Origin of the sequence: Rhizobium sp. BR 362 (assembly GCF_036528765.1) — a bacterium.
Taxonomy (GTDB): domain Bacteria; phylum Pseudomonadota; class Alphaproteobacteria; order Rhizobiales; family Rhizobiaceae; genus Rhizobium.
The window spans coordinates 36,144-48,224 of the sequence record NZ_JARWGH010000035.1 but is presented as its reverse complement, the minus strand read 5'-3'; the positions used below and the strand labels follow the sequence as shown (position 1 = coordinate 48,224).

The following is a 12,081-nucleotide window of genomic DNA, read 5'->3' as shown; positions in this document are numbered from 1 at the left end:
GCAAGCTCGACGCCCGAACCGTCCGGCTTCACCCGGATCTTCACGTTGTAATCAACCACCCGCTTCACGGGGACGAGAATCTTCATGGAATCCTTCCTTCAACACTGCGCCCAAAGAACATGGCCTGTTCAGCGCCACTCCGTTTGTCGAATGGCGACATGGATACGCGTTTTTTCCCCAAATACAACGCTTGCGCGGCGCAGAACGGCAAATCGGCTCAGGGGGCATAAATAATGCTTACGTTAACGTCAATACGGTAGGTTGCTGACAAACATAGTTTGCCTCACCTACCGATTCTTTCCCGGAACCCACAGCACATCGGCGCGTCCCTGATCATTCGCATGACGTGCGGCGACGAACAGGAAATCCGAGAGGCGGTTTATGTATTTCAAAGCCGCCGGGCTGACGCGCTCGCCTTCGCTGCGTGAAAGAGCCACCATCAGCCGCTCGGCGCGCCGCGCGACCGTGCGGGCGAGGTGCAGATGCGCGGAGGCGGGGCTGCCGGCAGGCAGGATGAAGGATTTCAAGCGTTCGAGAGCGGCATTGAGCGCGTCGATATCCTGTTCGATGCGTACGACCTGGCTGTCGATGATGCGCAGCGGCTCGTAGGAGAGCGGTTCGTCCGTTTCCGGTGTCGAGAGATCGGCGCCAAGATCGAAAAGGTCATTCTGGATGCGCATCAGCATGGCATCGAGTTCAAGCATATCGTTGGTGTGCAGCCGGACAATGCCGATGATGGAGTTGGTTTCGTCGATCGTGCCGTAGGCTTCGACGCGCAAATCGTGCTTCAGCCGGCGGGGGCCGGCGACCAGACCAGTGGTGCCGTCATCGCCGGTCTTCGTATAGATCTTGTTGAGCTTGACCATAATGATCCCGTCGTCAGGTCGGACGGCCGCCGCCGGTCAGCCACAGCGTCAGCATGATCAGGATGACCGCGATTGCCTGCAGCAGCACGCGAAGCTGCATCAGCCGATTGGAGAGGTTAGGATTGTCGCCCTTCATCATGTTGAACAGGCCGCGAATGAGAACGATCACGACCAGGCCCATGAGGATGATGGCGGCGATATAGGTAACGGTAGACATTGCTTCGGGCCTTCGTCGTTCAATCCAACCGGCGCATCAGACGATAGAAAAGGTTAGCCGGCAACAGCCTTTTCAAAACAACCCCCTGTTTTGCTGGCAGGGTCACCACATAATGCGGACGTGGATTTCTAGCGTTCAACGCGGATTTTAACACGTCATAGACCGCTTCGGGTCCCAATTTGTGCCTGTTGACTGGGCCTGTGCCATTCAGCCGCGCCAATTGCCGCCGATATTCAACCGCATGGGCCGAATGTTCGAGATCGATATGCTCCTCGATCTTGGCGAGCGCATTGGCGGTAAAGCGCGTGGCGATCGGGCCGGGCTCGATCAGGCTGACATGAATGCCGCTATCCTGCAGCTCCATTCTGAGCGTGATCGTCAGGCCCTCCAGCGCGAATTTCGAAGCCGTGTAAGCGCCGCGGAAGCGATAGGGGATCAGGCCGAGAATGGAGGATACGTTGACGACGCGGCCCTGGCCCTGCCTGCGCATCAGCGGGATGACCTGCCGCGTCAGCTCATGCCAGCCGAAGAAATTCGTCTCGAACTGCTCGCGGAGCACATCGGTAGAAAGGTCCTCCACCGCACCCGGCTGGCCATAGGCGCCATTATTGAACAGGGCGTCGATGCGGTCGCCGGTCCGTTCGCGAACGGTTGCCACCAGTGCGGAGATCGTTTCCGACCGGGTATAGTCCATCAGCAGCACTTCGATACCATCGGCTTCGAGGGAAGCACGGTCGGCCTCCTTGCGCACGGTTGCGAAAACCCGCCAGCCGTCCGCCTTCAATGCACGGGCGCAGAAAGCGCCGATGCCGGAGGAGCAACCCGTTGCGATGATAGTGCGTTGATCTGCCATGGAATGATTCCTGTACAAACGGGGAGACGTTTCCCATATTCAAGGACCCGACACAATCGACAACCGGCGGACGAAAACCGGGCTCAAGCGGAGATGGAATGCCGACATTCGTTCGTACGCTCTATAGGGTCGTCTACGACGCGGTGTTTCATTTCGTCGAGGATGACGGTTTCGCGATGGCAAGCCATGTGGCGCTGTCGACGCTGCTGGCCGTTTTTCCGTTTCTGATCTTCGGAACGGCGCTTGCGAGTTTCCTCGGGGCCAGCCAGTTTTCTTCGACAGCGGTGCATCTGATTTTCGATACTTGGCCGGAAGCGATCGCAAAGCCCCTGGCGGATCAGGTGGTGCAGGTTTTGACCATTCCGCGCGGCGGGCTGCTGACCGTTTCCGTGCTGGCCGCGGCCTATTTCGCTTCCAACGGCGTCGAGGCGCTGCGCATCTCGCTCAACCGCGCCTACCGCGTGCCGGAAAACCGGCCCTGGTATTTCAACCGCCTTGCGAGCCTCGGCTATGTGCTTATGGCGGTTCTGATCTTTGCCCTTCTTAGCATCATGCTGGTCGCCGTGCCGCTTGTGCTGAATTATACGCGGGAGTGGGTGCCGCAGCTTGCCGATATTCTGGTTGTCGTTTTCAGTTGGCGTATATACGGCACCGTCTTCCTGCTGCTTGCCGGACTGCTGATCCTGCATCTGTGGCTGGCAGCCGGACGACGGCGGCTGTTCGATGTCATCCCCGGCGTGTTCCTGACATTGCTCTGCTGGTCGCTCGGCGCCGTGATCTTTGCCTATTACCTCGCAACCTTCGCCAATTACACGGCCACCTATGCCGGCCTTGCCTCGGTGATGATCGTGCTCGTCTTCCTCTACATGCTGGCGGTGATCTTCATCCTCGGCGCGGAGTTCAACGCGGCGCTGATGAAGTTCAAGGTGCGGCGCATGCTGTTCGGCAAAGGAGCGGGTGGCCCCGAAGCGGCTAGAGAACGGTTGGAAAACCATTCAGAGACCGATGCGGCGACGAAGCTCCGCCGGTGACCAGCCCTGCCGGCGGCATTCGGCAATGCCGGTATCGCGCTCGCTCTTCGAGAGCTTCTTGCCGTCCTCGCCGACAATCAGCCGATGATGATGGTAGAGCGGCTGCGGCAGGCCGAGCAAGGCCTGCAGCAGGCGATGGACCGAGGTGGCGTGAAAGAGGTCGAGACCGCGAACGACATGGGTCACGCCCTGCGCCGCATCGTCGACGACGACGGAGAGATGATAGCTCGACGGCGCGTCGGAGCGCGACAGGACGACATCGCCCCAGGCGGCAGGATTGGCAGGAATATCGCCCCGCTCGCCATCGCCGCTTTCCTGCCAGTGCAGCGGCCTCCCGATCGCGAGGATGGCTTTTTCCATGTCGAGCCGCCAGGCGTGTTTGAGACCGGCGCCCAGCAATCGCTTCCTTTCCTCATCGTTGCGCAGGCGATCGTCCGGCGGATAAAGCGGCGTGCCGTCGGGATCCCTCGGCCACGGATTTCCGTCGATTTCGCCGGCTGCGACCCGTGTCTTCACCTCGCCACGCGTCAGAAAAGCGGGATAGACGAGGCCGCGCTCGATGAGCGAACGCAAGGCGTCTTGATAGGCAGGGAAATGGTCTGACTGCCGGCGCACGGGTTTTTCCCAGGAGAGGCCCAGCCAGGCGAGATCGGCAAATATGCCCGCTTCGAATTCGGGTGTGCAGCGGGCCTGATCTATGTCTTCGATGCGCAGCAGGAAACGGCCGCCGGCCTCATCCGCCATGTCGTGATTGAGGATCGCCGACAGCGCGTGGCCGAGATGCAGCGGGCCATTCGGGCTCGGTGCAAAACGGAATATCGGCTTTTGACGGGGAATCGCGTTCATGCTTTCTTCTGCCACGAATTTTAATCCCGGACTACGAGACGCCATGCACATCATCCGCGGTGAAGACGATATCAGGCAAGGCCTGGCGGCGCTGGTCGAGCTCGATCCGCGCCTGCGGCAGATTGTCTCCGAGGCCGGACCCGTACCGCTGCGCCTGCGCGAGCCGGGCTTCGAGGGGCTTGCCCATATCATCGTGTCGCAGGTCGTATCGCGGGCAAGCGCCGATGCGATCTGGGGGCGGATGATGGCGAGGATGGGACGGGTGAGCGCCGCGGCATATCACGGGCTGGAACCGGATGCCTGGCGCGCCTTTGGTTTGTCGCGGATCAAGGCGGATACCTTGCAGCGCGTTGCGGAGGCCGCGGTCAGCGGCCGCCTCGATCTTCACTCACTCAGCGCCGAAAGCCCGGAAAAGGCGCTTTCCGAGCTGACCGCCATCAAGGGAATCGGCCCCTGGACGGCGGAGGTCTATCTGATGTTCTGCGGCGGTCACGCAGATGTGTTTCCGGTCGGAGACGTCGCCCTGCAGGCGGCCGTCGGCATGGCTTTTGGGCATGAAGTCAGACCCCTGCCCAAGGCTTTGGCCCGGGAAGCGGCCGTGTGGACGCCCTGGCGCTCGGTCGCGGCCAGGCTTTTCTGGGCCTATTACGCCGTCAAAACCCGACGCGAGGCGCTGCCCATCGCTTGATGGACTGCTCCCGTCGATTCGACGCTATGCACTGAATTTATTGGACTTCACAATCCTGTAACAACCGGCCTAATATACAGATGTAGATGCCGAATCGATCAGGAGGGTTCCTTGACGATTGCAGTCTCACCGCAGTCTTTGCCAGCGCTCGTACTGAACGCTGACTATCGGCCGCTGAGTTATTACCCCTTGTCGCTCTGGTCCTGGCAGGACGCGATCAAGGCGGTCTTCCTTGACCGTGTGAATATCATTGCAGAATACGATCAGTCTGTATCGTCGCCGAGCTTCTCGATGCGGCTGCCAAGCGTCGTCTGCCTCAAGACCTACGTTCAGCCCTCCCGTAACCCTGCTTTCACCCGGTTCAACGTCTTCCTGCGCGACCGGTTCGAATGCCAATATTGCGGCGCTCATGACGATCTGACCTTCGACCACGTCATCCCGCGCGCCCATGGCGGCGAAACAACCTGGGAAAACGTGGTGGCTGCCTGTTCGCCCTGCAATCTGCGCAAGGGCAGCAAGCTGCCGAAGCAGGCCGGCATGTTCCCGGCGCAGAAGCCCTATCAGCCGACCGTGCAGGACCTGCACAACAACGGCCGCCTGTTCCCGCCGAACTATCTGCACGATAGCTGGCTCGACTATCTCTACTGGGATACGGAACTGCAGCCGTAAGGTTGCTCTTCTCTTTAGCGATTAAGTTCGCGGAGAGTGCGGCACCCCCCTCTGTCACTGTCGTGACATCTCCCCCACAAGGGGGGAGATTGGTAACTTATAGTACGCTCTCGCCTTAAGCGGATATCTAACCCGCAGAGACCAAGGTCCTGATTTTGGGACAGCGAGCAGCAAATTCCCAACAATCTCCCCCCTTGTGGGGGAGATGTCACGACAGTGACAGAGGGGGGGTCACAGCTACGGCACATGAGAGATCGCGGCCTCTGCCGACGATCATGCAGCCTTCTTCACGCCCATAAACGCAATTGCTGCCAGAATGACGCTGGCGATCACATTCCAGCCGGCCATCGACAGGCCGAGGACGCGGAGTGCAGCTTCCGTGCAGGAGGGGCCCTTGATGGTGCTGAGTTCGTTCAGCAGGTCGCCGGCGTTCTGCGTCATGCTGCTGGCTGTGGTGGAACAGGTGGTCGGGCCGGCCCAGAAGTGCCATTCGACGCCGGCGTGATAGACGCCGATGCCGCCGCCGACCACCATCATGATGCCGGCAATGGCGAGCAGCGCGCGGGTGATCCAGGAGGGCAGGCCGGCAGCCGCCGTCAGAGCGGCGACGATCGCGACGGGAATGCCGTAATAATAGGGCTGGCGCTGCTCGAGGCAGAGGGCGCAGGGAATATAGCCGCCGATATATTGGAAGCCGAGCGCCGAGCCGATGACGATGGTCATGCCGATCGCAAGCAGCGCGGAATAGGTGAGACCGGCGCGAGAGGTCAAAGTCTTAGACATGCAAGGGCTCCGTCTTCAGTGCGCCAGCACATAATGGAAGAGAATGTAGAGAAGAATGAGGACGGCGGCGGCCGCCATGGTGATCTGCCCCAGGCGCTTCTCGATGAAGTGCCGGATCGATTCGCCATAGCGGCGCAGCAGAAAGGCCAGGAAAAAGAAGCGGGCGCCGCGGGCGACGATGGCCGAGATGATGAACAGGCCGAGATCGATATGGGCGACGCCGGAGAGGATGGTGACCACCTTGATCGGCGGCAGATGCGCCAGGCCCGACGTGACGAGCAGCAGAACGACCCACCCGTAGGTGACGCCGGCGCTCATCTGGTTGAAGGCGTCGAGCTTGCCGTAGAAGATCAGGATCGGCTTGGCGATCGTCTCGAAGGCGTAATAGCCGAGCGCCCAGCCCGCAATGCCGCCGAGCACGGAGGCCACCGTCGCCGTCAGCGCATAACGCCAAGCGCGCTCGGGCTTGGCAAGAGACATCGGCAGGAACAGGACGTCGGCGGGCACGAGGAAGACCGAGCTCTCAACGAAGGCGATAATGGCCAACCAGATTTCCGCCGATTTGCGGCGAGCCAGCGACATGGTCCAATCGTAAAGTCTACGAAGCATTCTGCCCCCTTTTGCTGCGTTGCACACCTTTAGGGGGCAGGATTATGGCTGTAAATGGTCGGGGGATGACGGAAAGGGCACAAAATTGAAAATTTTCGTGATGCTTGGGCATCATGGCGACCTAAAGCGCATGGTAGATTTTCTTTAATGTCGGCGATCTATCATTCCTCGTGAATCGGGGGCGCGTCCTATGACCTGGTGTGATAAGCTTGCATCTCAGCCATCTGTTGGTTTTCAGCTTGACCCCTTTTATGGGGGTGGTGAAGCGATTCTGACAAAGTTAGCGGCGCTCATGATGACATGGGGAACGCCTGAACAGCCAGAATTTGTCGTTACGCCACAGCCACAAGACGTATTCAGGGTCGATATTCAGCGAGAGAATGGTTTCCTCTATTCCTTCGACGCCCTAAAGGCATCGGTTCAATTTCAGCATCGAATGCAGCTCAAGGCGATTAGTGGTGGTCTGCCAGTCGCGCAACTTATATCGAGCCCGAAGGTCTTTTCGTCGCTTTTGTCGGATGCGACTGAGATGCTTATTGAATCAACCCTTTTGCTTCCTGAGGCTGGTCGCCGCCATGTAATGAGGGTTGGAGTCGTATCTACGACAACCGTCTCCGAAGATGACCTACCCCCTGGCATCCTACGCTTTATTGAGTATCTCGGACGTCCATGGGCGGGAAAGCTTGAGGGCTTCAACATGGCCCTTACTGCCACCGTCCACGAAGATGAAAACGTGCGCGAGCGATGCATTCATCGAATAGCCAAAGCGGAAGAAGAAGACGGACTGTTGACTATTGTCTTCGACTGGCAAAGATTTCTGAAAAAGAAAATTCCTGTCACTCGGCGCGAGCTCGAACGGGCTTGTCAAGCTACACAGAAGACCGCTCTCGAATACTTTGAAGAGCTCGCTATTGGGAACGCCTTCGATGAGACCGCTTGAAAAGCTTGGCGAAGCCGCGAACGTCCAGCAGCCAGAAGGAGCTGGATCGGCCGAGATATCGTCTGACGCCACTGGCGCCGAATTCCAGATGCCCAATCTCGGCTCAAACTCTGCCTACGCTGTCACTGCAAAAGTGGCAGGACGGTTGAACGCGACGGCTGTATCTGCTGAAGAACACGATGCGTTGCTCAATGAGCGCCAAAAGCTGCTGGACAGGAAGTTCGAAGGAACTCTCTCGCGCGCCGAGGAAAATCGCCTTGCTTATGTGCGTTGGTCACTTGATCGAATTGAAGACGCCAAATACGGCGCAACGTTAGACGTCCTAGAAGAGCATGTTGCTCGATATGAAAACCTTTTAAGCGAGGTTACCAGCTTTCGCGCCCAACTCGCCAGCCAAAGTGGTCGGCGTCGCTGAATGTCAGACGATGAGTTGACGCAAGTTCAGCGATCAGATGTCGATCTCGTCATAAGATCAGGCGTGCCCGATGGTCGGCCCTATGATGAATACAAGCAGACACTTCGGCGAGACTTCCTTTATTCCTGCGCCTATTGCACGATGTCGGAGGCGGAAGCTCAAGCCATAAGGTTCACGATCGACCACTATGAGCCCAAGAGTGCCAGACCCGATCTGGAGTGCGTATACTCCAATCTCATGTACGCCTGTGATGAATGCAACACCCGGAAGGGACCCCGCACCGTCCCAGAGGTCGCGCGTGCTGACGGCATAAGGTTCTTTCGACCTGATCAAGATCAATTTGCGGACCATTTTGCCCGGCAAGGCCTTTTGCTCAAAGGCCTCACCAAACTGGCAGAGTTCACCGTCGACGCTGTTGATCTGAATCGGCTTAGCTTGCGGCGCATCAGAGAACTTCGAATTCGTCTGTCCAATTGTGAGGAGCTTGTTGCCGCTGGCATCCGTGGATTGTCTACATTTCGCATCGATCAACTGCCACCGCATATAAGGAAGCGGGCGCAGGAAGCCATCCAACAGTTATCAGATGCGAACGATTCCATGGAGGCCGCTATTAGGAAGATATTGCATGAGTATGCAAAGTCGGCTCTGATCGATGAAAATCCTGACGGCGAGCAAGAGCGGCAAGAGCGATTGCAGCGATTGAGAGGAACGGAGGCCTTATATCCAGAAGCATCTTGGCGAGCATCAAGTAAAAAATGATTTGCGACGAACACCATGTCCCCATCGAGTATCGCCGAACCCTCGCCGCGACTAGCGAGTGAGTGCGCCAACTGAGCGCTCGCTTTGACGATACCAAGAGCAGGCGCCATTCTCAGGGAGATACGTGCGCGCGGAGCCCTCCTGATATCGCGAGCTGCCAATGCAATCGCTTAGCCTGTCCGATGGTGCCCCATGCCGGAGTCGAACCAGCACTTCTTTCGAAACTCGATTTTGAGTCGAGCGCGTCTACCAATTCCGCCAATGGGGCAACGGATCGTAACGAGGCGGGTGTCTAACATGTGATTGGCCGGGCGCGCAAGACGGGTTGCGAAGGAATGCGTCTTGTTTTCCGGGGCTTGCAATTCGGCCCATGGCGGCAGCAGGCGCCATGGGCCGTTTTGCTCTCAAGGGCTGGCGTCAGTGGGCCAGTGCCGGGGCCTTGTCCGTCGAACCGGAGCGGTTGATGGTCAGCGCCAGGATGGCTGCGAGCACGCAGAAGGCGCCGGCGGTGAAGAAGGCGGGTAGGTAGGTGCTGAGTTCGGTGCGCGACAGGCCTGCACCATAAGCCGCTGTGGCGGCGCCGAGCTGGTGGGCGGCGAAGACCCAGCCGAAGACGAGGCCGGCTTTTTCTCGGCCGAAGCGGTCGGCGGCGATCTTGACGGTCGGCGGCACGGTGGCGATCCAGTCGAGGCCGTAGAAGACGGCGAAGATCGACAGGCCGTAGAAGGTGAAGTCGCTGAAGGGCAGGTAGATCAGCGACAGGCCGCGCAGACCGTAATACCAGAAGAGCAGCCAGCGATTGTCGAAGCGGTCGGACAGCCAGCCGGAGCCGATCGTGCCGAAGAAATCGAAGATGCCCATGACGGCGAGCACGCTGGCGGCAGCCACCGGCACGATGCCGAAATCGCCGCAGAGCGTGACGAAATGCGTCTGGATCAGGCCGTTGGTCGAAAGGCCGCAGATGAAGAAGGTGGCGGCGAGGATCCAGAAGGTGGAACTCGTCGAAGCTTCCTTCAGGATGACGAGGGGCGATGCCAGGGCCGCCTTGAGATTCTTGGTGGCGGGCGGCGTCGGCGAGACGTGTATTTCACCGACGAGCGGCAGATTGACGTCGGCCGGGCGGTCGCGCATCAGCAGCAAGACGACCAAGGCGGCAACGACGATCATGGCGCAGACGAAGAGCACGGTGGTGCGCCAGCCGTAGCGCTCCGTCAGCTCCGCCATCAGCGGCAAGAAAACGAGCTGCCCGGTGGCGGAGCTTGCCGAGAGCATGCCGACGACGAGGCCGCGATGCTTGGTGAACCAGCGGGCCGATACCGTTGCGGCCAGCACCATGGCGGTGAGGCCGGTGCCGAAGCCGATGATGATGCCCCAGCAGAGCAGCAACTGCCAGACCTGCGTCATGAACAGCGAGCCGACGAAGCCGACGCAGATGGTGATCAGCGCGAAGACGATGACCTTGCGGACACCGAAATGATTCATGAACGCGGCGGCGAAGGGACCCATCAGGCCGAACAGCAGCAGGCGAACGGCAAGCGCGGAGGAGATGGAGGATGTGCTCCAGCCGAACTCGTCTTCCAGCGGCTTGATGAGCACGCCAGGCGCGCCCATGGCGCCGGCAGTGACGAGCATGGTGAGGAAGGTGGCACCGACGACGACCCACCCATAGTGGATGTTGCGCCGGGCAAGCGTCGAAGCAAGGACTGTGGAAACCATGTGGTGCGTTCCAATAAGGTTGCGTGACTTAACGTCTGGATCAGAAGAGCTGCGAGAGCGCTCGATCGCGGACGGCGAGGAGTGCCGTGTCCGCTTCTAGCGCCATGCCGCTCTCCCGGCTTGAACGTTTGTGTAAAGGCATTTACATGATTGCTGTCATATTTGTTGCGTATTGATGATGGTCATCATATAAATTGTCAATACAGATTTATTGATGCTCTGATGGAGTTTTTTGATGAGAGTGAGCCGGGAAAAATTCGCTGAGAATCGCGAGAAGATCCTTGCTGTGGCAGGGGAGCTCTTTCGCGAAAAGGGTTTCGACGGCATCGGCGTCGCCGACATCATGAAGGCGGCCGGGCTGACGCATGGCGGCTTCTACGGCCATTTCGAGTCGAAGGACGAGTTGGCTTGCGAAGCCAGCAAGGCGCTGGTGGCGCGCTCGCAGGAGCGTTGGCAGGAGGTGGTCGAGGCAGCGCCGGAAGCGCCGCGCGACGCATTGCTTGCGCATTATCTCTCGCACCGCAATGTCGTCGAGCATGGCACCGGCTGCGTCTTTGCGGCGCTGACGCAGGAGGTCAGCCGTTACGGGCCGGAAATGCAGTCCACCTTCACCAACGGCTTGATGGGAATGGCGGCGATCCTCGAAGAGATCACGCCCGGAGAAACGCAGGAGGAGCGGCGGCGCAAGGCGCTGGCCGATCTCTCCACAATGGTTGGCGCGGTCATTCTTGCCCGCGCCATGGATACGCCGACGCTTTCCGAGGAGCTTCTGGCGGCAACCCGGCAGGAGCTCGCTTCGCGCTGACGATCAGTCGCGGAAGGCGAGCAGGCCGCTCGATTCGACGATCTCGGTGATTTTACCGTCGGGGGCCACTTCCAGCAGCTCGGCGCGCAACGCCGCCTCGAAATCGGCGAGCTTGTCGCCAAGCGCCTGCGGCGAGGTGGAAGACATCGAGAAGACTCGGCCGACAATATCCTCGATATCCTTCTGATATTCGTTGACGATGCCGATGCGCTCGAGGTTGCGGAAGGGCGAGGCGAGCAGCATGGCCTCATGCGGCGCCCAAGCCTTGCTCTTGCGCAGCAAACGCTGCTCATGGCGCTCCGGCGAAAAAGTTTCCGTCAGCTTATCAACGATGCTGCGCCAATCCGGGGTCGCCTCTATGTGTCTGTCGCCGAACAGCACGACCGCGCCGCCGGGCTCGATCAGTCTGTCGAGTGCCGCAAGGGTCGCCGGGCGATCCATCCAGTGGAAGGAGCGGCCCATGACGCAGAGGTGCAGCCTGCCGATATCCGGTCCGAGATCATAAGAGGAACCCTGATGCAGGGTGATCTTGGCGCCGGCTTCCCTGGCGCCGGCTTCAGCGGCGGCGAGCATTTCCGGCTCCGGGTCCATGGCTGTGACGGCGGCGCCCTGAAGCCGCGCAAAGGCGATGCCGAGCTGGCCGGGACCGCAACCGAGGTCCAGCACATGGCCGCCAGCCTTCAGGCCACTTCGCTCGGCGACACGGGCAATCAGGCTGTCCGGATAGGGGATGCGGTAGCGCAGGTAATAGGCCGCGGTCGATTGAAAGCGCCGCGCTTCGAAGGGAACTGTGATCATGGATTATCCTCGGGGCTAAGGAACTCTGATCTGTTAAGCCTCAACTGTGACCCACTCGTGAAGTAACTTCTGCGCGATTTGCCGCG

15 protein-coding genes, 1 tRNA gene and 1 pseudogene are annotated in these 12,081 nt (G+C 59.6%); 7 read left to right on the top strand and 10 right to left on the bottom strand.

Features of this window, described 5'->3' with window-relative positions; translation table 11 throughout:
* From QDY28_RS26230 to QDY28_RS26215, 4 genes and pseudogenes are all read right to left on the bottom strand, one after another.
* Positions 1-86: pseudogene (locus QDY28_RS26230) on the bottom strand (electron transfer flavoprotein subunit beta/FixA family protein); the annotation flags it as partial.
* A gap of 201 nt (positions 87-287) precedes the next feature.
* Entirely contained in the window at positions 288-866 is a 579-nt protein-coding gene (locus QDY28_RS26225) for a cob(I)yrinic acid a,c-diamide adenosyltransferase (protein WP_331384298.1), read from the bottom strand.
* Between the two features lie 13 nt (positions 867-879).
* Positions 880-1,083, bottom strand: a complete 204-nt coding sequence (locus QDY28_RS26220; protein WP_028754832.1) for a twin transmembrane helix small protein — start codon at positions 1,081-1,083, stop codon at positions 880-882.
* 19 nt (positions 1,084-1,102) lie between these two features.
* Positions 1,103-1,936 carry an SDR family oxidoreductase gene (locus QDY28_RS26215; protein WP_331384297.1) on the bottom strand — a complete coding sequence of 278 codons (834 nt, stop codon included), beginning with the start codon at positions 1,934-1,936 and terminating at the stop codon, positions 1,103-1,105.
* 98 nt (positions 1,937-2,034) lie between these two features.
* On the opposite strand from QDY28_RS26215, the gene QDY28_RS26210 reads away from it, so the two are divergent.
* A complete protein-coding gene (locus tag QDY28_RS26210) occupies positions 2,035-2,967 on the top strand; it encodes a YihY/virulence factor BrkB family protein (protein ID WP_331384296.1) in 933 nt (310 codons plus the stop codon).
* Here the strand turns inward: QDY28_RS26210 and gluQRS are convergent.
* Complete coding sequence (gluQRS, locus tag QDY28_RS26205) at positions 2,932-3,813, bottom strand: tRNA glutamyl-Q(34) synthetase GluQRS (protein ID WP_331384295.1); 882 nt, start codon at positions 3,811-3,813, stop codon at positions 2,932-2,934. The two genes, QDY28_RS26210 and gluQRS, sit on opposite strands and share 36 nt — an antisense overlap.
* A 43-nt stretch (positions 3,814-3,856) precedes the next feature.
* Here gluQRS and QDY28_RS26200 point away from each other — a divergent pair, with 43 nt between their 5' ends.
* A complete protein-coding gene (locus QDY28_RS26200) occupies positions 3,857-4,501 on the top strand; it encodes a DNA-3-methyladenine glycosylase family protein (RefSeq protein ID WP_331384294.1) in 645 nt (214 codons plus the stop codon).
* A 111-nt stretch (positions 4,502-4,612) separates the two neighbouring features.
* Positions 4,613-5,170, top strand: coding sequence for an HNH endonuclease (locus QDY28_RS26195; RefSeq protein ID WP_104824507.1), 558 nt, complete (start codon positions 4,613-4,615; stop codon positions 5,168-5,170).
* Positions 5,171-5,443: 273 nt separating this feature from the next.
* Here QDY28_RS26195 and QDY28_RS26190 read toward each other — a convergent pair whose 3' ends face one another.
* Both QDY28_RS26190 and QDY28_RS26185 read right to left on the bottom strand, forming a co-directional pair.
* The gene (locus tag QDY28_RS26190; protein WP_331384293.1) at positions 5,444-5,953 is read right to left on the bottom strand and encodes a disulfide bond formation protein B; all 510 of its coding nucleotides are present in this window, start codon (positions 5,951-5,953) and stop codon (positions 5,444-5,446) included.
* 15 nt (positions 5,954-5,968) lie between these two features.
* The gene (locus QDY28_RS26185; RefSeq protein WP_331384292.1) at positions 5,969-6,562 is read right to left on the bottom strand and encodes a YqaA family protein; all 594 of its coding nucleotides are present in this window, start codon (positions 6,560-6,562) and stop codon (positions 5,969-5,971) included.
* Positions 6,563-6,752: 190 nt separating this feature from the next.
* On the opposite strand from QDY28_RS26185, the gene QDY28_RS26180 reads away from it, so the two are divergent.
* From QDY28_RS26180 to QDY28_RS26170, 3 genes are read left to right on the top strand one after another with little or no spacing between them, the layout of a single operon-like run.
* Positions 6,753-7,502, top strand: a complete 750-nt coding sequence (locus QDY28_RS26180; RefSeq protein WP_331384291.1) for a hypothetical protein — start codon at positions 6,753-6,755, stop codon at positions 7,500-7,502.
* Positions 7,489-7,917, top strand: coding sequence for a hypothetical protein (locus tag QDY28_RS26175; RefSeq protein ID WP_331384290.1), 429 nt, complete (start codon positions 7,489-7,491; stop codon positions 7,915-7,917). Before QDY28_RS26180 ends, QDY28_RS26175 begins: the two co-directional genes overlap by 14 nt.
* Positions 7,918-8,676 carry an HNH endonuclease gene (locus QDY28_RS26170; RefSeq protein WP_331384289.1) on the top strand — a complete coding sequence of 253 codons (759 nt, stop codon included), beginning with the start codon at positions 7,918-7,920 and terminating at the stop codon, positions 8,674-8,676.
* A gap of 183 nt (positions 8,677-8,859) precedes the next feature.
* Here the strand turns inward: QDY28_RS26170 and QDY28_RS26165 are convergent.
* Together QDY28_RS26165 and QDY28_RS26160 are read right to left on the bottom strand one after the other, a co-directional pair.
* A tRNA-Leu gene (locus tag QDY28_RS26165) sits at positions 8,860-8,944 on the bottom strand.
* A gap of 149 nt (positions 8,945-9,093) precedes the next feature.
* Positions 9,094-10,392 carry an MFS transporter gene (locus QDY28_RS26160; RefSeq protein WP_331384288.1) on the bottom strand — a complete coding sequence of 433 codons (1,299 nt, stop codon included), beginning with the start codon at positions 10,390-10,392 and terminating at the stop codon, positions 9,094-9,096.
* A 235-nt stretch (positions 10,393-10,627) separates the two neighbouring features.
* Between QDY28_RS26160 and QDY28_RS26155 the strand changes: the two genes are divergently transcribed.
* Positions 10,628-11,197 carry a TetR/AcrR family transcriptional regulator gene (locus tag QDY28_RS26155; RefSeq protein WP_331384287.1) on the top strand — a complete coding sequence of 190 codons (570 nt, stop codon included), beginning with the start codon at positions 10,628-10,630 and terminating at the stop codon, positions 11,195-11,197.
* A gap of 3 nt (positions 11,198-11,200) precedes the next feature.
* Here the strand turns inward: QDY28_RS26155 and QDY28_RS26150 are convergent, their stop codons facing one another.
* A complete protein-coding gene (locus tag QDY28_RS26150; protein WP_331384286.1) occupies positions 11,201-11,995 on the bottom strand; it encodes a class I SAM-dependent methyltransferase in 795 nt (264 codons plus the stop codon).
* Positions 11,996-12,081: the final 86 nt, after the last annotated feature.

Bases quoted from the DNA above. Each gene is read 5' to 3' on its own strand.
- QDY28_RS26225 (WP_331384298.1), bottom strand. From the start codon at position 866: ATGGTCAAGCTCAACAAGATCTATACGAAGACCGGCGATGACGGCACC.
- QDY28_RS26220 (WP_028754832.1), bottom strand. From the start codon at position 1,083: ATGTCTACCGTTACCTATATCGCCGCCATCATCCTCATGGGCCTGGTC.
- QDY28_RS26215 (WP_331384297.1), bottom strand. From the start codon at position 1,936: ATGGCAGATCAACGCACTATCATCGCAACGGGTTGCTCCTCCGGCATC.
- QDY28_RS26210 (WP_331384296.1), top strand. From the start codon at position 2,035: ATGCCGACATTCGTTCGTACGCTCTATAGGGTCGTCTACGACGCGGTG.
- gluQRS (WP_331384295.1), bottom strand. From the start codon at position 3,813: ATGAACGCGATTCCCCGTCAAAAGCCGATATTCCGTTTTGCACCGAGC.
- QDY28_RS26200 (WP_331384294.1), top strand. From the start codon at position 3,857: ATGCACATCATCCGCGGTGAAGACGATATCAGGCAAGGCCTGGCGGCG.
- QDY28_RS26190 (WP_331384293.1), bottom strand. From the start codon at position 5,953: ATGTCTAAGACTTTGACCTCTCGCGCCGGTCTCACCTATTCCGCGCTG.
- QDY28_RS26185 (WP_331384292.1), bottom strand. From the start codon at position 6,562: ATGCTTCGTAGACTTTACGATTGGACCATGTCGCTGGCTCGCCGCAAA.
- QDY28_RS26180 (WP_331384291.1), top strand. From the start codon at position 6,753: ATGACCTGGTGTGATAAGCTTGCATCTCAGCCATCTGTTGGTTTTCAG.
- QDY28_RS26175 (WP_331384290.1), top strand. From the start codon at position 7,489: ATGAGACCGCTTGAAAAGCTTGGCGAAGCCGCGAACGTCCAGCAGCCA.
- QDY28_RS26170 (WP_331384289.1), top strand. From the start codon at position 7,918: ATGTCAGACGATGAGTTGACGCAAGTTCAGCGATCAGATGTCGATCTC.
- QDY28_RS26160 (WP_331384288.1), bottom strand. From the start codon at position 10,392: ATGGTTTCCACAGTCCTTGCTTCGACGCTTGCCCGGCGCAACATCCAC.
- QDY28_RS26155 (WP_331384287.1), top strand. From the start codon at position 10,628: ATGAGAGTGAGCCGGGAAAAATTCGCTGAGAATCGCGAGAAGATCCTT.
- QDY28_RS26150 (WP_331384286.1), bottom strand. From the start codon at position 11,995: ATGATCACAGTTCCCTTCGAAGCGCGGCGCTTTCAATCGACCGCGGCC.